The 18117-nt window shown below is 45.3% G+C and carries 21 protein-coding genes and 1 pseudogene; 17 read left to right on the top strand and 5 right to left on the bottom strand.

What is annotated here, in order from left to right:
- Window positions 1-4: 4 nt before the first annotated feature.
- The 12 genes from rplR (at window position 5) to LOZ91_RS04935 (ending at window position 7600) form a co-directional block, all read left to right on the top strand.
- Complete coding sequence (gene rplR / locus LOZ91_RS04880; protein ID WP_004281497.1) at window positions 5-355, top strand: 50S ribosomal protein L18; 351 nt, start codon at window positions 5-7, stop codon at window positions 353-355.
- Between the two features lie 2 nt (window positions 356-357).
- Window positions 358-855 (top strand): 30S ribosomal protein S5, encoded by a 498-nt coding sequence (gene rpsE / locus LOZ91_RS04885; RefSeq protein ID WP_004281496.1) that lies wholly within the window; start codon window positions 358-360, stop codon window positions 853-855.
- Window positions 856-861: 6 nt separating this feature from the next.
- Window positions 862-1038 carry a 50S ribosomal protein L30 gene (gene rpmD / locus LOZ91_RS04890; RefSeq protein WP_005094139.1) on the top strand — a complete coding sequence of 59 codons (177 nt, stop codon included), beginning with the start codon at window positions 862-864 and terminating at the stop codon, window positions 1036-1038.
- Between the two features lie 3 nt (window positions 1039-1041).
- Window positions 1042-1482 (top strand): 50S ribosomal protein L15, encoded by a 441-nt coding sequence (gene rplO / locus LOZ91_RS04895; RefSeq protein WP_005094137.1) that lies wholly within the window; start codon window positions 1042-1044, stop codon window positions 1480-1482.
- Window positions 1483-1527: 45 nt separating this feature from the next.
- Window positions 1528-2847 carry a preprotein translocase subunit SecY gene (gene secY, locus LOZ91_RS04900; RefSeq protein ID WP_171063316.1) on the top strand — a complete coding sequence of 440 codons (1320 nt, stop codon included), beginning with the start codon at window positions 1528-1530 and terminating at the stop codon, window positions 2845-2847.
- Between the two features lie 20 nt (window positions 2848-2867).
- Window positions 2868-2984 carry a 50S ribosomal protein L36 gene (gene rpmJ / locus LOZ91_RS04905; protein WP_000867907.1) on the top strand — a complete coding sequence of 39 codons (117 nt, stop codon included), beginning with the start codon at window positions 2868-2870 and terminating at the stop codon, window positions 2982-2984.
- A gap of 105 nt (window positions 2985-3089) precedes the next feature.
- Entirely contained in the window at window positions 3090-3446 is a 357-nt protein-coding gene (gene rpsM, locus LOZ91_RS04910) for a 30S ribosomal protein S13 (RefSeq protein ID WP_004281492.1), read from the top strand.
- A 19-nt stretch (window positions 3447-3465) separates the two neighbouring features.
- Window positions 3466-3852: a 30S ribosomal protein S11 gene (gene rpsK, locus LOZ91_RS04915; RefSeq protein WP_004281491.1), complete on the top strand. Its 387-nt coding sequence runs from the start codon at window positions 3466-3468 to the stop codon at window positions 3850-3852.
- A gap of 12 nt (window positions 3853-3864) precedes the next feature.
- On the top strand, window positions 3865-4491 hold the full coding sequence (rpsD, locus tag LOZ91_RS04920; protein WP_005094132.1) for a 30S ribosomal protein S4: 627 nt from the start codon (window positions 3865-3867) through the stop codon (window positions 4489-4491).
- Between the two features lie 16 nt (window positions 4492-4507).
- Window positions 4508-5515, top strand: a complete 1008-nt coding sequence (gene rpoA, locus LOZ91_RS04925; protein ID WP_005094131.1) for a DNA-directed RNA polymerase subunit alpha — start codon at window positions 4508-4510, stop codon at window positions 5513-5515.
- A gap of 18 nt (window positions 5516-5533) precedes the next feature.
- Window positions 5534-5899, top strand: coding sequence for a 50S ribosomal protein L17 (gene rplQ, locus LOZ91_RS04930; protein ID WP_004281488.1), 366 nt, complete (start codon window positions 5534-5536; stop codon window positions 5897-5899).
- A 210-nt stretch (window positions 5900-6109) separates the two neighbouring features.
- Window positions 6110-7600, top strand: coding sequence for an NAD(P)/FAD-dependent oxidoreductase (locus tag LOZ91_RS04935; RefSeq protein ID WP_244782741.1), 1491 nt, complete (start codon window positions 6110-6112; stop codon window positions 7598-7600).
- Between the two features lie 60 nt (window positions 7601-7660).
- Here LOZ91_RS04935 and LOZ91_RS04940 read toward each other — a convergent pair whose 3' ends face one another.
- Window positions 7661-8833 (bottom strand): acyl-CoA dehydrogenase family protein, encoded by a 1173-nt coding sequence (locus LOZ91_RS04940; RefSeq protein WP_244782742.1) that lies wholly within the window; start codon window positions 8831-8833, stop codon window positions 7661-7663.
- 183 nt (window positions 8834-9016) lie between these two features.
- Between LOZ91_RS04940 and LOZ91_RS04945 the strand changes: the two genes are divergently transcribed.
- The 5 genes from LOZ91_RS04945 to LOZ91_RS04965 all read left to right on the top strand — a co-directional run bounded on the left by LOZ91_RS04945 (window position 9017) and on the right by LOZ91_RS04965 (window position 14350).
- Window positions 9017-9274 carry a succinate dehydrogenase assembly factor 2 gene (locus LOZ91_RS04945; RefSeq protein ID WP_005094125.1) on the top strand — a complete coding sequence of 86 codons (258 nt, stop codon included), beginning with the start codon at window positions 9017-9019 and terminating at the stop codon, window positions 9272-9274.
- A complete protein-coding gene (locus tag LOZ91_RS04950) occupies window positions 9267-9653 on the top strand; it encodes a hypothetical protein (protein ID WP_159138627.1) in 387 nt (128 codons plus the stop codon). The genes LOZ91_RS04945 and LOZ91_RS04950 overlap by 8 nt, the downstream gene beginning before the upstream one ends.
- Before the next feature lie 536 nt (window positions 9654-10189).
- Window positions 10190-11230: a hypothetical protein gene (locus LOZ91_RS04955; protein WP_244782743.1), complete on the top strand. Its 1041-nt coding sequence runs from the start codon at window positions 10190-10192 to the stop codon at window positions 11228-11230.
- Window positions 11231-11297: 67 nt separating this feature from the next.
- Window positions 11298-11870, top strand: coding sequence for a rhombosortase (rrtA, locus tag LOZ91_RS04960; RefSeq protein WP_005168711.1), 573 nt, complete (start codon window positions 11298-11300; stop codon window positions 11868-11870).
- A gap of 197 nt (window positions 11871-12067) precedes the next feature.
- Complete coding sequence (locus LOZ91_RS04965; RefSeq protein ID WP_244782744.1) at window positions 12068-14350, top strand: TRAP transporter large permease subunit; 2283 nt, start codon at window positions 12068-12070, stop codon at window positions 14348-14350.
- Between the two features lie 61 nt (window positions 14351-14411).
- Here LOZ91_RS04965 and LOZ91_RS04970 read toward each other — a convergent pair.
- From LOZ91_RS04970 to LOZ91_RS04985, 4 genes and pseudogenes are all read right to left on the bottom strand, one after another.
- Window positions 14412-15294: pseudogene (locus tag LOZ91_RS04970) on the bottom strand (DMT family transporter).
- 53 nt (window positions 15295-15347) lie between these two features.
- Window positions 15348-15782 (bottom strand): hypothetical protein, encoded by a 435-nt coding sequence (locus tag LOZ91_RS04975; protein ID WP_244782745.1) that lies wholly within the window; start codon window positions 15780-15782, stop codon window positions 15348-15350.
- A 17-nt stretch (window positions 15783-15799) separates the two neighbouring features.
- Entirely contained in the window at window positions 15800-16009 is a 210-nt protein-coding gene (locus LOZ91_RS04980; RefSeq protein ID WP_171054337.1) for a YheV family putative zinc ribbon protein, read from the bottom strand.
- Between the two features lie 40 nt (window positions 16010-16049).
- Window positions 16050-18104: a M3 family metallopeptidase gene (locus LOZ91_RS04985; RefSeq protein WP_244782755.1), complete on the bottom strand. Its 2055-nt coding sequence runs from the start codon at window positions 18102-18104 to the stop codon at window positions 16050-16052.
- Window positions 18105-18117 lie beyond the last annotated feature (13 nt).

Raw genomic sequence — 18117 nt, forward strand, 5'->3', positions numbered from 1 at the left:
TCTTATGAACGAAAAGAAACAATCCCGTTTGCGTCGTGCGAAAAGCACACGCTTGCACATCCGTGCATTGGGTGCGACTCGTTTGTGTGTAAACCGCACTCCGCGTCACATCTATGCTCAAGTTATCTCTGCAGATGGTGGCAAAGTATTAGCGCAAGCTTCTACTTTAGACGCTACTCTACGTGCAGGTACAACTGGTAACGTTGAAGCAGCTCAAAAAGTAGGTGCTTTAATCGCAGAACGCGCTAAAGCAGCTGGTGTTACTAAAGTTGCATTTGACCGTTCTGGTTTTAAATATCATGGTCGTATCAAAGCCTTGGCTGATGCTGCTCGTGAAAACGGCTTGGAGTTCTAATCATGGCTAAAGTTGAACAAAACGAAGGTCTTGTTGAAAAGCTGGTTGCCGTTGATCGTGTAGCCAAAGTTGTTAAGGGTGGTCGTATCTTCTCTTTCACAGCATTAACTGTTGTGGGTGATGGTAATGGTCGCGTAGGTTTTGGTCGTGGTAAAGCACGTGAAGTTCCAGCTGCTATCTCTAAAGCACTTGAAGCTGCTCGTCGCAACATGATTACTGTTGACCTTGTTGATGGTACGTTACAGCACCCAATTCATGCACGTCATGGCGCTAGTCGCGTATTCATGCAGCCTGCCTCTGAAGGTACAGGCGTAATTGCTGGTGGCGCTATGCGTGCAGTTTTAGAAGCTGTAGGTGTACGTAACGTTTTGACTAAATGCCGTGGTTCTACTAACGCTGCTAACGTAGTTAACGCAACTTTCAACGGTTTGCGTGATATGACTACTCCTGAAAAGGTTGCTGCGAAACGTGGTCTTTCAGTAGAACAAATTCAAGGGTAATCAATCATGAAAACGATTAAAGTTACCCAGACTAAATCTGCATCGCACCGCTTGAAAAATCATAAGCTGAGCCTGCAAGGTTTAGGTCTGCGTCGTATTGGTCATACTGTAGAAGTGCAAGATACGCCTTCTAACCGTGGTATGATCAACCAAGTCTACTATATGGTTAGTGTAGAGGAATAAGCCATGACTCTGCGTTTAAATACAATTGCACCTGCAGAAGGTGCTAAACGTGACAACCTTCGTGTAGGCCGTGGTATCGGTTCTGGCGTTGGTAAGACCGGTGGCCGTGGTGTCAAGGGTCAAAACTCACGTAAGAGCGGTGGTACTCGTCCAGGTTTCGAAGGCGGTCAAACAGCACTTTATCGTCGTTTGCCTAAATTCGGCTTCACTAGCCAATTGGCTTTGAAAACTGCTGAAGTACGTTTATCTGAGCTTGCTAAAGTTGAAGGCGACATCGTGTCTCTAGAAACTTTAAAAGCGGCGAACGTTGTACGTAAAGACATGATCCGTGCTCGTATCGTACTTTCTGGTGAAATTACTCGTGCATTCACTGTTCAAGGTGTTGCATTGACTAAAGGCGCTAAAGCTGCTGTTGAAGCTGCTGGCGGCAAAGTCGAGGAGTAATCCCCAGTGTCTATGACTCCTAGTTCTTCAGGTCATGTCAACATGATGAAAGGCCAACCATTTCATGTGAAATACCGTGAAATTATTCGTCGAATGATGTTTCTCATTGGTGCGTTGTTGGTGTTTCGGCTAGGAGCGCATATTCCAGTACCGGGCATCAATAATGCGGCCCTAGAAAACCTGTTTAATGCAAACCAAGGTACTATCCTTGGTTTGTTTAACATGTTTTCCGGTGGTGCATTAGAACGAATGTCTATTCTTGCTCTTGGGATCATGCCCTACATTTCTGCATCGATTATCGTGCAGCTGATGTCGACAGTGGTTCCTTCGCTGGAAGCTTTGAAAAAAGAAGGCGAGCAAGGCAAGCGTAAAATAAATCAATACACACGACAAGGCACATTATTTCTGGCGCTTGTACAAGCAATCGGGATGTGTGCAGGCTTGATCAGTCAGGGGATTACCCTGAATACTGGTTTGGCTTTTTATATTCCTGCAGTAACCTCATTGGTTGCGGGAACCATGTTCTTGATGTGGTTGGGTGAGCAGATTACCGAACGTGGGGTGGGGAATGGTATTTCCATGATCATCTTCGCGGGTATTGTTGCCGGATTGCCTAATTTAATTATGCAATCTTTGTCATCTGTAGATAATGGCCAGACCAGCCTGATTGGCTTGGTAATTTTTGGTCTGTTGTCTCTGGGTGTTTTGGCAGCCATCGTGTTTATCGAGAAAGCGCAGCGTCGTATTCCGGTCAACTATGCTCAAAAACAACAAGGTCGTCGTGTATTTACTGCACAGCAGACACATTTGCCATTGAAAATTAATATGGCGGGTGTGATTCCGGCAATTTTTGCCAGCTCATTGCTGTTGTTCCCTGCGAGCTTAGGCCAGTGGGTGGGTAGTGCAGATCCGAATGCCGGATTTATTCAGCGTAGCCTGCAAGATGTAGCATTGGTATTGTCGCCTGGTCAGCCGTTGTATTTGGTGCTCTTTGGTGCGTTAATTATCTTTTTCTGTTACTTCTATACAGCACTGGTATTTAGTCCTAAAGAAGTGTCAGAGAACTTGAAACGCAGCGGAGCTTATGTGCCTGGTATACGTCCAGGTGAGCAAACTGCTCGTTACTTAGATCATATTCTCAGTCGTTTGACATTTATTGGCGCGATTTACATCACCGTCATTTGTTTGATGCCGATGGTGTTGCAAAGTTCATTTGGTATTCCATTCTATTTGGGTGGTACTTCTTTGCTGATTGTTGTGGTAGTAGTGATGGACTTTATGGCTCAGCTGCAGTCACACCTCACCTCGCACCAGTACGATAATCAAACGTTAATGAGAAAAACGACAGCTCATCCTAAGGGATAAGCGCACTTAGAGGTTTCATCATGAAAGTACAAGCTTCTGTTAAGAAAATTTGTGGTAGCTGTAAAGTTATCCGTCGTAATGGGGTTATCCGCGTAATTTGTAGCGCAGAACCTCGTCATAAGCAGCGTCAAGGTTAATCTGATTAAGACCTGTTGATTTCTGTAGGCGAATTGGGTTATTATCCGCCCCTCAAGATTTTTGTGGGGCGGTTGATTATCTACTGCCTTTTTGGAGAAAATTGAATGGCTCGTATTGCCGGTGTAAACATTCCGGATAACAAGCACGCTGTTATCTCTCTAACGTATATCTTTGGTATTGGTCGCCATACTTCAAAAGCTATTTTAGCTGCTGCGGGTATTGCTCCAACGACTAAGATCCGTGAATTAGATGACGCTCAGCTTGATGCGATTCGTGCAGAAGTTGCTAAGGTTCCGACCGAAGGTGATTTACGTCGCGAAATTTCCATGAACATTAAACGTTTAATGGATTTAGGCTGCTATCGCGGTCTTCGTCATCGTCGCAGCTTGCCTGTCCGCGGTCAACGCACCAAAACTAACGCTCGTACCCGTAAAGGTCCGCGCAAACCTATTAAGAAATAAGATTTCTGGAAGCTAAAAGATGGCTAAAGATACTCGCGCACGCAAGAAGGTCACTCGTACCGTCTCTGAAGGTGTCGCACACATTCACGCTTCTTTTAATAACACCATTGTGACTATTACCGATCGTCAAGGTAATGCACTGGCTTGGGCCACTTCAGGTGGACAAGGCTTCCGTGGATCACGTAAATCAACTCCGTTCGCTGCTCAGGTAGCTGCTGAAGTTGCTGGTAAAGCTGCTTTAGACTACGGTTTGAAAAACTTGGACGTCCTTGTAAAAGGTCCTGGTCCTGGTCGTGAATCTGCGGTTCGTGCTTTAGGTGCAGTGGGTTATAAAATTAACAGCATTACCGATGTGACGCCAATCCCGCACAACGGTTGCCGTCCACCTAAAAAACGTCGCGTGTAAGGAGAAACATTCATGGCTCGTTATATTGGTCCAAAATGCAAACTCTCTCGCCGCGAAGGGACAGACCTGCAACTTAAATCAGGCGTTAAACCGTTTGATGTAAAAACTAAAAAACACGCTAAAGCTCCTGGCCAACATGGTGGAGCTCGTGGCGGTAAACAGTCTGAGTACTCACTACAATTACGTGAAAAACAAAAAGTACGTCGTATGTACGGTGTTTTAGAGCGTCAATTTAGTAACTACTACAAAGAAGCTGCTCGTGTTAAAGGCGCAACTGGTGAAAACCTGTTGAAGCTACTTGAAAGCCGTCTTGATAACGTTGTTTATCGTATGGGTTTCGGTTCTACTCGCGCAGAAGCTCGTCAGTTAGTATCTCACCGCAGCATCACTTTGAATGGCCGTCGTGTTAACATTGCGTCTATCCAAGTTAAAGCGGGTGATGTGATCGCAGTTCACGAAGGCGCTAAACAACAATTACGTATCAAAAACGCAATTGAATTAGCAACTCAACGTGGCATGCCTTCTTGGATGGAAATCGACCATTCTAAATTAGAAGGTACGTTCAAAGCTGCACCGGATCGTTCTGATTTACCTGCTGAAATCAACGAAAGCTTGATTGTAGAATTGTATTCTAAATAATCCTTGAGGAAGCAATATGACGCGTACTGCAAATGAGTTTCTAACTCCGCAAGCGATCAAGGTCGAAGCGGCAAGCGGGACCTCGGCAAAAGTTATTCTAGAACCTTTAGAGCGTGGCTTTGGTCATACTCTGGGTAATGCTTTACGTCGCATCCTTCTTTCTTCTCTACCTGGCGCAGCTGTGGTAGAAGTTGAGATTGAAGGGGTCGAGCACGAGTACAGTACTTTGGAAGGCTTGCAGCAGGACATCGTCGAGCTCTTGCTGAACCTAAAAGGATTGTCGATTAAGCTGTTCGATCAAAATGAAGCATACTTAACATTAGAGAAACAAGGTGCAGGCGACGTAACTGCGGCTGACCTTCGTTTACCTCATAATGTTGAAGTGGTTAACCCTGAACATTTGATCGGTACTTTAAGTGCCTCAGGCTCATTGAAAATGCGTCTGAAAGTTGCTCAAGGTCGTGGCTACGAGACTTCTGATTCACGCTTCCCAGAAGGCGAAACTCGCCCAGTGGGTCGCTTGCAGTTAGATGCTTCTTATAGCCCAATCAAACGTGTGTCTTATACAGTGGAAAACGCTCGTGTAGAACAACGTACTGACCTTGACAAATTGGTCATTGATCTTGAAACCAATGGTACTGTAGATCCTGAAGAAGCAATCCGTAAAGCGGCAACAATCTTGCAACAACAAATTGCAATCTTTGTTGACCTTCAGAAAGATCAAGCACCTGTGGCTCAAGAGCCGCGTGAAGAAGTTGACCCAATCTTGCTTCGCCCAGTAGATGATCTAGAGCTAACTGTTCGTTCTGCTAACTGTTTGAAAGCAGAAAACATTTACTACATTGGTGATCTTGTACAGCGTACTGAAGTTGAGTTGCTTAAAACTCCTAACTTGGGTAAAAAATCGCTTACTGAGATCAAAGATGTTCTGGCTTCTAAAGGCTTACAACTCGGCATGCGTTTAGAGAACTGGCCACCGGCTAGTCTCCGTATGGACGATCGTTTCGCCTATCGTAGCCGTTAATTAAGTAGGACTATCACCATGCGTCATCGTAATAGTGGTGTGAAATTAGGCCGTACAAGCAGCCATCGTAAAGCGATGTTCCAAAACATGGCTAACTCTTTGTTCGAGCACGAGTTGATCAAAACAACTGTGCCTAAAGCGAAAGAGTTACGTCGTGTAGCTGAGCCTTTAATCACTTTAGCTAAAAACGATACAGTAGCAAACCGTCGTTTGGCGTTTGCTCGTACTCGTTCAGCAGCAACTGTTGGTAAATTATTTACCGTTCTTGGCCCTCGTTACAAAGAGCGTAACGGCGGTTATCTACGTGTTCTTAAAGCGGGCTTCCGTGCAGGTGATGCTGCACCGATGGCTTACGTTGAGCTAGTAGATCGCGAAGTTAATTAATTTCGTGTAGAACAGCACACGTTGTTCGAAAAGGTCGGTTGAATAAACCGGCCTTTTTTAATGCCTGTTAAAAGGGAAAATGGCCAGATATATTTTTATTTTGTCCTCAAAAGATAAAAAAAAGAGTGCAAAAATTCAAACTTGACATGGAGTATTGTCAGTTTTGTGCTTTAATAAAATAAATGACAAAACATAGGTCAAAAGAAGAACATGGAAAAACAAGTTGATATTTTAATTGTGGGTGCGGGGATCTCGGGAATTGGTCTGGCAGCGCATCTTTCTAAACATTGTCCGCAGCGCTCATTTGAAATTATTGAGCGACGTGCCAGCATTGGCGGAACTTGGGATTTATTTAAGTATCCGGGAATTCGTTCTGATTCGGATATGTCGACCTTTGGTTTTAATTTTAAACCCTGGAAAAAAGCCAGTGTACTTGCCGATGGCGCTTCGATTAAGGGCTATCTGGCCGAAGTAGTAGATGAATTTAATCTGGAATCGAAAATTCATTATCAACACCGTGTGTTAGGTGCAAATTATGACTCGAGTAAACATAAATGGTCGGTACACATCGAAAATGTTCAAGGCAAAAAGGAAACTTGGATAGCAAACTTTGTGCTGAGTTGTACCGGTTATTACAATTATGACCAAGGTTTTCAGCCTGAGTTTCCAAATCAGGAGGCTTTTAAAGGTCAATTCATTCATCCGCAGCATTGGCCGGAAAATTTAGATTATCAGGGCAAAAAAGTGGTGATCATTGGTAGTGGTGCCACCGCGATTACTTTAGTTCCAGCGATGGTCAAAGGCGGCGCCGGGCATGTGACCATGTTACAGCGTTCTCCGACCTATATCGCTTCAGTGCCCTCTATTGATATGATTTATGCAAAGATGCGGCAGTATCTACCAGAAGATGTGGCCTATAAAATTACCCGTGCCCGGAATATTGGCATGCAGCGCGGAATTTATGCCTTGGCACAAAAACAGCCAAAACTGTTAAAAACGCTGTTACTTAAATCCGTGCAGTTTCAGCTCAAAGGTAAAGTGGATATGAAACACTTTACCCCGAATTATGAGCCGTGGGATCAGCGCCTATGCGTGGTGCCGGATGGTGATCTGTTTAAAATTTTACGTGAAGGGCAGGCATCAGTTGTAACGGATCAGATCGAAAGCTTGACTGAAACTGGCATTCAGCTGAAATCGGGTCAACATCTGGAGGCAGATATTATCGTTTCAGCCACAGGCTTAAATATCCAGATTCTTGGTGGAATTCAGGCGACGATTGATGGTCAACCTGTCGATACCTCACAACATATGCTGTATAGAGGCATCATGGTTAGTGATGTGCCGAATATGGCGCTAATTATTGGTTATATCAATGCCTCTTGGACTTTAAAAGTGGATATTGCCGCTGAGTACATTTGCCGTTTGCTGAACTATATGGATCAGCAGGGCTATGCTGAAGTCATCGCTCAGGGTGATCAGACTGAATTGCTAGAGGATACTGTGATGGGTAGTCTCAGTTCGGGCTATATTGCCCGTGCCGCAGATGTGATGCCAAAACAAGGTAAACATGCACCGTGGAAAGTCAGCAACAATTATCTTGCAGATCGTAAGGAACTTAAACAGGCTTCGTTTGAAGATAGGGTGCTGAAATTTAAAAAAAACAGCAAGGCTCTCAAACATAAACCGCGTCTGGTCTCTTAAAGTCGGATATTGAACTAAAGAAAAAGGAGTCCTGAGTGACTCCTTTTTTATGCGTCCAGTTTACAGTGAACGTGCAATCAGTTCTTTCATGATTTCGTTGGTACCAGCATAAATCCGGTTGGCACGGTTGTCGATATAGGCCCGGGCAATTGGATATTCCAGCATATAGCCATAACCACCATGCAATTGCAGGCATTCATCTACCACCTTGCTATACATTTCTGAAATCTTATATTTGGCCGCAGCAGCGGCATCGATGCCTAATTCTTGCTTGAGTTGCAGCTCCATGCAGCGATCCAGATAAGCGCGACAAAACTCGATTTCGGTACGCATTTCTGCCAGTTTAAAGCGGGTATTCTGAAAATGGCTAATACTCTTGCCAAAGGCCTGACGTTCCTTGGTGTATTTCACTGTATGTGCGAAAGCAGCTTCAGCGCCAGCCTGGCACATAATTGCCACAATCAGGCGTTCCCAGGCCAGTTCTTTCATCAACATCATAAAGCCCATGCTTTCCAGACCGAGCAAGTTTTCTTGTGGTACGCGTACATCGTCAAAGAACAGCTCGCAAGTATCCTGGCCTTTCATGCCAATTTTATTCAGCGGCTTGCCTTTGCTAAATCCGGCTCGATCGGCTTCGACCATAATTAATGAGAGATTGGCCGAGCCTTTGTCACTATTACCCGTTTTACAGACCACAATCGCCATATCGCAGAGATAGCCATTGGTAATGAAGATCTTGGATCCATTAATTACATACTCATCGCCATCCAGTACTGCAGAGGTACGCACTGCCTGTAAGTCTGAGCCGGTTCCCGGTTCGGTCATGGCAATGGCGGTAACTACTTCTCCAGATGCCATTTTCGGTAGCCATTGCTGCATTTGGGCTTCATTACCAAAGTTCAGCAGATAATTGGCGACGATATCCGAATGCAGGGAAAAACCTGTGGCTGAATCACCAGCATAAGCCTGTTCTTCAATCAGAATCATGCTATACAGCCGGTCTACCCCAGAGCCGCCATATTGCTCTGGCATGGTGGCGCAGAGTAGTCCCAGTTCACCCGCTTTAGTCCAGAGCTCTCGATCCACATGCTGTTGCTTTTCATAGCGCTCGCTATGCGGAATAACTTCCTTTTCATAAAACTTGCGTACGGTTTGACGAAATGCTTCATGTTCGGCAGTAAAAAGCTGGCGGGGCAGCATCGGGGCAAGCGGGCGAATGGCTGCAGATTGCATCTTGTTATTCCTTATTCTGATCTGTTTGCTTTAAAGTAGGTCAAGCATAGATCAGCAACAATGAGCGGAATGTTCAAATAACTTAAATATGCTGATGCTTTTGGTCATTTGTATGAAATCCCTCGAAATTCAGCGATGGCTTCAGGTAAACTATTCCGGTTTATAACGAATTGGGGAAATTCGATGACTGATGACATCACCTTAGAAGAGCGCAAAGTGATTTATCGCGCGCGTCGTGGCCTAAAAGAGCTGGATGTGTATTTTGATCCCTACGTAAAAAACTACTACTTAACTGCTGATCCATTTGAAAAGCAGATGTTTGCTGAGTTGGTCGATCAGGAAGATCCAGATCTGCTGGACTGGTTTATGGAAGTCTCTGAGCCGCCGCGTCCTGAATTAAAAGATTTGATCAAGAAGCTTAAATTTTACGTCCATGGATAATCGCTGTTTCAAGCTGAAACGCAGTTATTGTGCACTGGCGTTTCAGCTTTTTATTTTTGCACTGTTGATGTACCTGCTGTATCAGCTACTGCCAATTACAATTTGGCTATTGTGTGCTGTGATGGGACTGGTGATTTATCAGCTGTTTTATCGCAAGACGCCCCAGATTGAACAGTTTGAATATCTGGATGGACGTGAATGGTCATTGACGGCCAAATCTCGGCCCACCTGTCGGGTATGTGTTAGTCATGTGATTGATCATCAAGCTTATATTGTGGTGTATTTTCAGCACGCCAAGGCTCAGCCTTTATTGATCTGGTGTGACCAATTGCCGCTAAAACAATGGAAATCCCTGAAAGTTCTGACCAAACTTATCTAGTTGTCAGACAACGCTATTTTAATCACTTGATTGAAGTTTCAATAAAACAGATACTTAGATCATTAATACGCTTTCATTGTCAGACAGAAAATAATAATGACTTATCAGTAAGATAAATTGTATGACAATTTCCCGCCTATGTTTTATTTTTAGCCTGTACATTGAACGCACCAACAGCAAATACGGGAGAATTCAATAGAATCTCCAGTGTGGATGTTTTTGATCGTAGTGATTGTTTCAGCTTTGGTGGTTGGACAATTCGCGATGGTGCTGAAGGATAAATTTTCATCTTAATCAAGCAGAGTTATTACCGGCTCTCTGTTTGTACAGTTAATAAGTAGCATGTGCTGAACCGTCGCAATGCTACTTTTTTTTGCCCAAAATTTGGTAATTCAACAGATCAAGTCAATTGCAGTCGGCCAGTTTGATGGCACAGTGTCTGGTCTAAATTAGAGTAAATACTCTTTTATTCACAAAATGCTTCTGATATCTTTAGCAGAAAGATGGACATAATCACAATTATAGAGGACAGGAAAATGTCAGGCGTCCGTAAAATATGCCAAGGTATGGCGACCATTGCAATAACAACAACAGTATTAACGGGGTGTTCCCATGTCATTAAAACCGGTGCCAATGTCGCACTGGGTTTTACCGAAAACCATATTGTCCCACCAATTTTAGCCATGGATGATGCCGAGATGGTCTGTAATTCAGGCAATTCTCTAACTCCGGCCATCATGGCAACCAAAGAAATGGGAGCGGATCCGACGCGAGTAGCCGTATTGATGTATTCGGCTGCCGGCATTTGTGCCGAGCAAAAGGCGCTGGAAGCTGAGTTACGCTATTTACGTGCTTCAAAAACCAATCAGGTAGCGGAAGCCCAAGATGCACGAATCGAGCAGAAGCGCTGGGCGGCTCTAGCGGCACAGCGTCAATATACCGGTTATCAATTGTTCCAGAGCCGTTATGAAAAAAAATATCAAAAAGCCTTGGGTGAAGAATGCCCGCGCATGAACAGCGATATGGAGCAAACGGTTTATCTGCTGGGTATGCTCAGCGGTTTACAAGCCATGACCAATGATATTAATTCCGGCGGTGCAGTGCATGTACCCAAAGATATCGCTGCCGTGGTCGAGCGTGGTATGACCTGTCTGGATAATGCCAAATTCTGGGGAGCACCGAATGCTACGCGTGCTGTGATCTGGACTTTATTGCCAGGTGCAAGCGATGGTAAACCTGATCCTTACCAAACATTAAAACAATCTACACAAATTGGTGAGCAAAAAGGTGTACGTTTATCGCACGCTTTATATGCTGTAGCAGCACAGGCCAGTGGTGACGATGCCAAAATCCGCGATGCTTTAAAAACCTTTGCGCAGGCCCGTACCGAGGAAAAGCCGGTAAATCCACAGTTCAAGCTGATCGACAGTATGGCAGCGATTATGGTCGGTGGAATTTCAGATCGTTACTGGACAGAAAATACTGGTGTGCGCAGCGCCGATGATGGCATGCAACGTTTCTGGGATGAATCAGACAGCTCTTCGGAACTCGATGACCTGTTCAGTGCAGACCTGTAACCCAGATAGCCTGCATAGAATTTTAAGGATGAAATTAAACTAGATGGTTAGGGAGAAGCATAAGCTGATGCTAGATCAACATGTTCGACGAAAAATTATTTTTCTAGCGGCTTTTGTCTCTCTCTGTGCATGTCTGCAAATTTTTCAGGATCATTTCATCTACTGGCAAGAGAGCCTGTTAGGTGAATTTTGGCGACTCTGGACAGCGCATTGGGTGCATGTGGGCTGGATTCATTATTTTCTGAATATTCTCGCTTTTCTCTGTTTGCCTTTTATTTTTCCACGCGCCACCGTCTGGCATTTCTGTGCCATTTTACTGATCTTGCCGCCGCTGATCAGTTTAAGTTTTTATTTTTTCTTACCCAATATTGAAGCCTATGCCGGCTTGTCGGGCGTACTGCATGGCGCCTACGTGGCAGTGGCGTGTGTGCATTTGCTGTATAAACGGGAACGCGGTTTTGCGGCGCTGGTGTTGTTTTTGATTTTTGCCAAACTGGTCTGGGAAAACACCATTGGCAATGTCGGAACGGCGCAGCTGATCGGCAGTCCGGTTTTGGTTGAGGCACATTTACTTGGTGTGATTTGGGGCGTGATTCTGGCGCTGATCTATATCGTGAGCAATTATTTTCGGGATAATTAAAGTGCAGAGATAAATCATTTACTTGGCAGAAAATACAAAAAGAAAATATAAATTGTCATTTTTATTGTGCCAATTTTCATGCAAAGTCAAAACATAGAATAAAGATCCTGACCTTTGAAAAGGAATTTTCGGGGCAGAAGGGAAGATCGGCGTCCTAGACCAAGCATTAGGCCGCTAAAATAAAAATAGGAATACACATGCAAAATGATGATCAAAACAGATCAGGATTAGGTCTGTTGCGTTATATATGGACAGAGTGGATCTCGACCTTCGTCGTGCTGGTTTTACTTTTGCTCACTTTGATTATTGGCACCGGGGAAATGATTCACGGCCAGTTGCTGCGTATGGGCGAGCGTATTTACGGTGATCCGGCAACCGGAATGCAATATTCATTTCTAAGGGCTGAACCGACGCGGCCACAATGTGAACGCAATATCAATGTTGATCAGCGTGTTCAGCAGCAGATGAAAGCCGATGCAGCCGATGAATACGCCGATTTCTTCGGGGTGCGTTCGGAAGCGGATGTCCGTGCTGCGGTGTTACAGGCACAGCAGGTCTGTGAAGAATCCTACCTGTTTTACGATAAAGCCATTCAGCATGTGGAAGCCCATCCAAGTATTCGGGCTTATCGGACATTTGAAACCTCTTTCTTTGGAATCTTCAAGTTTGGTACGGAAAACCGGGCTTTGCTTCTGGTCATCATGGTGGTCTTTGCTGCGATCAGTGCCACCCTAAAAACCCATCATATTGGCTTACGTAGCCCGAGTACGCGTATCGACTTTAAAGTTTATTCGGTCGCCATGCTGGTTGCTAATGCTTTCCTGGCATTTTCATCCTATAGCCAATATCAGTCCGTATTGAACTCGGGCGTGCCGATGGGGGAAATGAAATACATCTACTGGTTGTGGATGATTCTGTTCAGCACACTCACCTTGATCAGCCTGTATCAGGTGATCAAACAACCAAAACCAACGCGAGAGGGCGGCAGTTTTGGTCTGGCCTTTCTGAGTGTACCGTTGTATGCCTATATGGCCATTACGACCGGAATAAATTTCACTTTCTTTATGGACTATCCAATGGGACAGGGGATTTACCTCGGTCAATTGGTAGAGTTTTCTAGTATCTTCCTGAACTTGGCCTTATTTATCTGGGCCGGTATGTTGCTGAAACAGACCCGTGTCGTGGACATGTTCCTGAATATTCTGCGTCCTTGGAATCTGGCACCTGAAACCCTGACCTGGCTAATCTTGCTGGCAGCGGCATTACCGACCGCCTATACTGGAGCATCAGGAATTTTCGTGATTGCCGCAGGTGCGATTATTTATAAGGAAGTCTGGAATGCGGGTGGACGCCGTCAGTTTGCACTGGCCGCCACTGCAATGTCCGGCTCAATGGGCGTAGTCTTACGTCCTTGCTTGCTGATTGTTGTTGTGGCATCACTCAATAAAGAAGTGACCACCGACTTACTGTATCACTACGGGATTTATGTCTTCCTGCTCAGCTCGACTTTATTCCTGGTAATTTCCCTGTTCTTTGCAGAAAACAAATTCCGCATTGCTGCGCCTACTATAGCTGCTCCTCAATCTGGTCGTGCCTTCATTGCGATTATTCCATATATCGTGATTTTTATTCTGATCTGGTTATTCTATAAATATGCCTTGTCGACTGACCTGAATGAATTTACCGCACCAGTGATGATGCCAGTCATTCTGCTGATGATTGTTCTGTTCGATAAGTTACGTCATGAACCTGCGCCGTTGCCGGCAGTGGGGCATTGGGATGAAACCTTGACCGCAACTTTAAACTCAAGATCGACATCTGAACTGGTGACAGCCGGTGCCGCGGCCAATGCAGAATATCGTGAAGCTGAACATAGCGAACAACTAGGCAAAGAACTGGCTGTTGATCATACTGTACAGCGTTCGAAAGCGACTGAAATTTTGCGTCATGTCGGTTTCTGGAAGTCCATGCATATTTCGACCAGTGAGACCGTGGGACATATTGGTGCGCTGGTCATCCTGATGGCACTCTCGGTGAGTGTGGGTGGCTTGCTGGAACGTATGGAAATTATGGAAGCCTTCCCGACCGATATCAGTAGTACCATTCTGGTGATTTCACTGATTGTCGGCTTGATGATTTTTGTCGGGATGATCATGGATCCATTTGGCGCGGTGATTCTGATTTCTGCAACCGTTGCTCCAGTGGCTTACCAATACGGCATTCATCCGGTTCATTTCTGGATGATTACCCTGATTGGTTTTGAGCTGGGTTACGTGACGCCACCAGTTGCGCTGAATCATCTGTTGGCCAGACAGTCGATTGGTGATGCTGAAGTGGCCGAAGCGGATGCCGAAGTACGACACCTGTCTTTCTACTACCGTTATGAACGCTGGATTTTGCCGGTGATAGTATTGCTGCCTGCGATGTTGATCATTGCCTATGTGCCTTATATCTTTAAGCTGTTCGGCTGGTATCAATAAAAGAAAAGCAATAAAACAGCACCTACGGGTGCTTTTTTATTGCTTTGATTTCGAATCTTGATCAAATCTTCGATGAATTCAGGCGCTTCTGCAGTATCGGGCTACACAGTAGAATCGCACAGAAAATCAGCCCCAGCCCGATTAGGCTATAGAGGTCCGGAACTTCCTGCCAGAACAGAAATCCCCACATACCAGCAAAGAAAATTGCCACATAGTTGACCGGTCCAATTTGTCCTGCCGGAGCCAGTTTGTAAGCATTTGACATCAATAACTGACTGAAATTGGCCAGAATGCCGGCAGTAATCAGATAGCTGAAGTTCTGTCAGAGTATAGGGCCGCCACACCCAAAACATCGGAATCACTGCAATCAGGCTGCCAATCAAACAGAAATAAAATACGATTTTTTCTGGAGATTCGGTTTTGGTCAGCGCTCGAACTGTAATAAAAGCCATCGCCGCTAGAAAACTCGCACTCAAACCAATGACCGACATCAGGTTAATTAAACCCGAATCCGGTTTGGCAACACAGAGTACCCCGATGAAACCAATTGCAGCGGCGACTAACATGCTTGCTGTTATTTTTTCCTTGAGAAATAGCCAGGCAATCAAAGGAATAAAAATCGGAGAAGAGTAGGTGAAGACCATGGCATTGGAGAGTTTTAAATGGGCAATGGCATAGAAAAAGCCGTACATGGCAGTCAGTCCGACCACTGCGCGCCAGGTGTGCATCCATAGTTTTTCAGTTTTGAAAAAACCAATGCCTTTATTGAAAATGAAGGGCAGGAAAATAAACAGCCCGACAAAATTGCGAAAGAAGACCACGGTGGCGTTATCAACCGTTGCCGAGGCATAACGGATACACACGCCCATGACTGAAAAGAGAAAAGCAGAGCAGGTCAGTAAAATAATGGCTTTGAATAGTGGTGAGGTGGCTGTGGTAGACAGGGAGACAATTTGGCTAGAAGATCTGCAGATCTTCTAGCCAAAATGCATCAAGATTATTGGCCTTGAGCCAGTTGTGCTTCGAGTAGCTTGATCTGTTCCTCTTTCAATTGAATGAGCTGGTCAGCATCGCTGTGCTGCGCATCTAGCGTGGCTTTTTGCTCATTGAGCTGAACTTGAATATCGGCTAATTTGGCCATCTCTTCATTGGCCAAAGTAGCATTTTCCGGCACTGGCGCTTTTAACAGGCTGCCGCTGATTAATGCTTTGGTCTCGAGTGCCTCAGCTGCTTTCGCTGCCGCTGTATCTTCTTCAGTTTTCGCCGCAGGTTTTGCTGCCGGAACAGCTGCGATATCTTCCTGATGTATGCGTTCCGCTTCACCGGAAGAGGCATTCAACCACTGATATAGCAATACCAATGCAACGACAGTAACTAAAGCCCCCATAATCCCCATTAAAAGTTTGGGGTTATTTCTTTGTTCTACTGACATAGCTTGAACCTTGATTTTTATTTTACTGAACGAGGTTTAAACTGAATCACGCCAACTTCATCTGGAACAGCTGGTGTTTCTGGTTGGTCAACATGTGTGGGACGATTTTCTTCATAACCACATTCAATACATTCGATCCATTCATCTTCACCAGAGGTCAGCATGACGACGCGATCTAACGCCTGACATTTTGGACATTTTGCGCCTGCAATGAAACGACGTTTAATGGTCATCATACTCACCTTGTGATCAACTTAAAAAGCTAGTTTAAGCGTTTTTAGAGGGGTTCGTCCAACCTTGATGACGCAGCAATGCATCTATTTTTGGCTCGCGTCCGCGGAAATTGATAAATGCGTCAAGTGCTGTGTCTTTTCCGCCAACTGCGAGGATATTTTCCCGAAACTGCTTTCCGGTGGTGGTGTTAAAAATACCTTCATCTTCGAAGCGGTCGAAGGCATCACTGGCCAAAACTTCGGCCCATTTATAGGAATAATATCCCGCTGCATAACCACCGGCAAAAATATGACTGAAGCTGTGCTGGAAACGGTTATAGTCAGTCGTCGGTAGAACCGCATATTTTTCACGGATCTCATTCAGAGTAGCCTGAACCTGTGCTGCATTTAAAGCTGGATTGGCTCGGTGAATACTCAGGTCAAACAGGGCAAATTCAAGTTGACGCAGGGTTTGCATACCGGATTGGAAGAAACGTGCATCGAGCAGGGCTTTGAGCAGGTCGGCCGGCAAAGATTCCTTGGTTTCAATATGTTCACTGAGCAGATTCAGACTGTCCTGATCCCAGGCCCAGAATTCCATAAACTGGCTTGGCAGCTCCACGGCATCCCAAGCCACGCCATGCGTACCTGCCACCGCGATATTGTCGACTTCAGTCAGCATATGATGCAGGCCGTGACCAAATTCATGGAACAGGGTAATCACTTCATCATGCGTGAGCAGTGCAGGTCGGTTGCCAACAGGTGGAGTAAAGTTACCCACCATATAGCAGATCGGTTTTTGCAGGCCATCACGTGTCTGCATGCGCGAACGGAAACCGCTCATCCAGGCACCACCACGTTTGCCTTGGCGTGCATACAGGTCAAAATAGAAACCGCCAATCACCTGACCTTGGTCTTCCAGTTCGAAATAACGCGCCTCTGGATGCCAAACCGGCGCTTCACGTTCAATCACCTGAATGTCATACAGGCGATTGACAATACTGAACAGGCCTTGCAGGATTTTTGGTGCAGGGAAATAAGGTTTCAGCGCTTCCTGTGACAGATTGAACTGCTGCATTTTCAGCTTTTCTGAATAATAGCTGCTGTCCCAAGGTTTCAGTTCATCAATACCATCTTCAGCGGCAATGGCTTTTAGTTCTGCAATTTCTTTGGTTGCCGGCGCACGGGCATGCTCTGCCAGATCACGCAAGAATTCGTCTACTGCTTCTACACTTGGCGCCATTTTGCTGGCCAGGGACAATTCTGCATAATTGTTGAAGCCGAGCAGCTTGGCCATTTCCTGACGTAAGCTGAGGATTTCTTCAATTAAGGCGGTATTGTCAAATTCAGTTTGGTCGGACTGATCTGAAGCGCGCGTGGTATAGGCTTTATACAGCTCTTCACGCAGTTCACGATGTTCCGCATGGGTCATGATTGCCAGATAAGACGGGAAATCTAGCGTAGCGACCGGCTGATCCAGCTCGCGTTGCTGGCCATATTGTTTTAACAGCTCAATATTACTTTCAGAGAGACCCGCTAACTCATCTTCAGCTAATGGTCTGAAATAAGCCTGAGTTGCATCCAGCACATGGTTGGAGAAGTCCGAAGACAGTTGTGAGAGACGTGCAGAAATTTCCGCATAACGTTTCTTCGCTTCGCCTTCTAAGGCCACACCAGACAGTTTGAAGTCACGTAAGGCCAGTTTGATGGCACTTTGCTGGGCTGCAGGTAATTCATTAAAAATTGATGCATCATGAACATGCTGATAAGTTTGATACAGCGCCGTATGTTGACCTAGTTGTGTATAGTATTCGCTCAGACCCGGTAATAAGGCTTGATAGACGTCACGGGTTTCGGCATTGTTCATCACGGCATTCAGATGCGATAACACGCCCCAGGATTCACTCATATTATTTTCGAGGGTATCGACCTGTTCCAGAATCTCAAGTTGGGCCTGAACCGAGTCTGGCGTGTCAGTCAGTTCATTTAAAAACTTTTGTCCGGCTTGAATGGTTGTTTCAATTTTTTCTTTGAGATCGGCCAGGGTAATCTGATCAAATTGTGGAACAGGCAAAGTTGCCTTTTCTAAAGTCATGTCGGTCTGCCAAATTAATTTTCTATAT

It is taken from the genome of Acinetobacter sp. F-1 (assembly GCF_022869025.1).
Classification (GTDB): Bacteria; Pseudomonadota; Gammaproteobacteria; order Pseudomonadales; family Moraxellaceae; genus Acinetobacter; species Acinetobacter pseudolwoffii.

What these genes read in the sequence shown, in the direction of transcription:
- LOZ91_RS04975 (WP_244782745.1), bottom strand. Translation starts at nt 15,782, where the DNA reads ATGTCAGTAGAACAAAGAAATAACCCCAAACTTTTAATGGGGATTATG.
- LOZ91_RS04935 (WP_244782741.1), top strand. Translation starts at nt 6,110, where the DNA reads ATGGAAAAACAAGTTGATATTTTAATTGTGGGTGCGGGGATCTCGGGA.
- rplQ (WP_004281488.1), top strand. Translation starts at nt 5,534, where the DNA reads ATGCGTCATCGTAATAGTGGTGTGAAATTAGGCCGTACAAGCAGCCAT.
- LOZ91_RS04945 (WP_005094125.1), top strand. Translation starts at nt 9,017, where the DNA reads ATGACTGATGACATCACCTTAGAAGAGCGCAAAGTGATTTATCGCGCG.
- rplR (WP_004281497.1), top strand. Translation starts at nt 5, where the DNA reads ATGAACGAAAAGAAACAATCCCGTTTGCGTCGTGCGAAAAGCACACGC.
- LOZ91_RS04965 (WP_244782744.1), top strand. Translation starts at nt 12,068, where the DNA reads ATGCAAAATGATGATCAAAACAGATCAGGATTAGGTCTGTTGCGTTAT.
- LOZ91_RS04955 (WP_244782743.1), top strand. Translation starts at nt 10,190, where the DNA reads ATGTCAGGCGTCCGTAAAATATGCCAAGGTATGGCGACCATTGCAATA.
- LOZ91_RS04950 (WP_159138627.1), top strand. Translation starts at nt 9,267, where the DNA reads ATGGATAATCGCTGTTTCAAGCTGAAACGCAGTTATTGTGCACTGGCG.
- secY (WP_171063316.1), top strand. Translation starts at nt 1,528, where the DNA reads ATGAAAGGCCAACCATTTCATGTGAAATACCGTGAAATTATTCGTCGA.
- rpsM (WP_004281492.1), top strand. Translation starts at nt 3,090, where the DNA reads ATGGCTCGTATTGCCGGTGTAAACATTCCGGATAACAAGCACGCTGTT.
- rrtA (WP_005168711.1), top strand. Translation starts at nt 11,298, where the DNA reads ATGCTAGATCAACATGTTCGACGAAAAATTATTTTTCTAGCGGCTTTT.
- rpmJ (WP_000867907.1), top strand. Translation starts at nt 2,868, where the DNA reads ATGAAAGTACAAGCTTCTGTTAAGAAAATTTGTGGTAGCTGTAAAGTT.
- LOZ91_RS04940 (WP_244782742.1), bottom strand. Translation starts at nt 8,833, where the DNA reads ATGCAATCTGCAGCCATTCGCCCGCTTGCCCCGATGCTGCCCCGCCAG.
- rpsE (WP_004281496.1), top strand. Translation starts at nt 358, where the DNA reads ATGGCTAAAGTTGAACAAAACGAAGGTCTTGTTGAAAAGCTGGTTGCC.
- rpsK (WP_004281491.1), top strand. Translation starts at nt 3,466, where the DNA reads ATGGCTAAAGATACTCGCGCACGCAAGAAGGTCACTCGTACCGTCTCT.
- rpmD (WP_005094139.1), top strand. Translation starts at nt 862, where the DNA reads ATGAAAACGATTAAAGTTACCCAGACTAAATCTGCATCGCACCGCTTG.
- rpsD (WP_005094132.1), top strand. Translation starts at nt 3,865, where the DNA reads ATGGCTCGTTATATTGGTCCAAAATGCAAACTCTCTCGCCGCGAAGGG.
- rplO (WP_005094137.1), top strand. Translation starts at nt 1,042, where the DNA reads ATGACTCTGCGTTTAAATACAATTGCACCTGCAGAAGGTGCTAAACGT.
- rpoA (WP_005094131.1), top strand. Translation starts at nt 4,508, where the DNA reads ATGACGCGTACTGCAAATGAGTTTCTAACTCCGCAAGCGATCAAGGTC.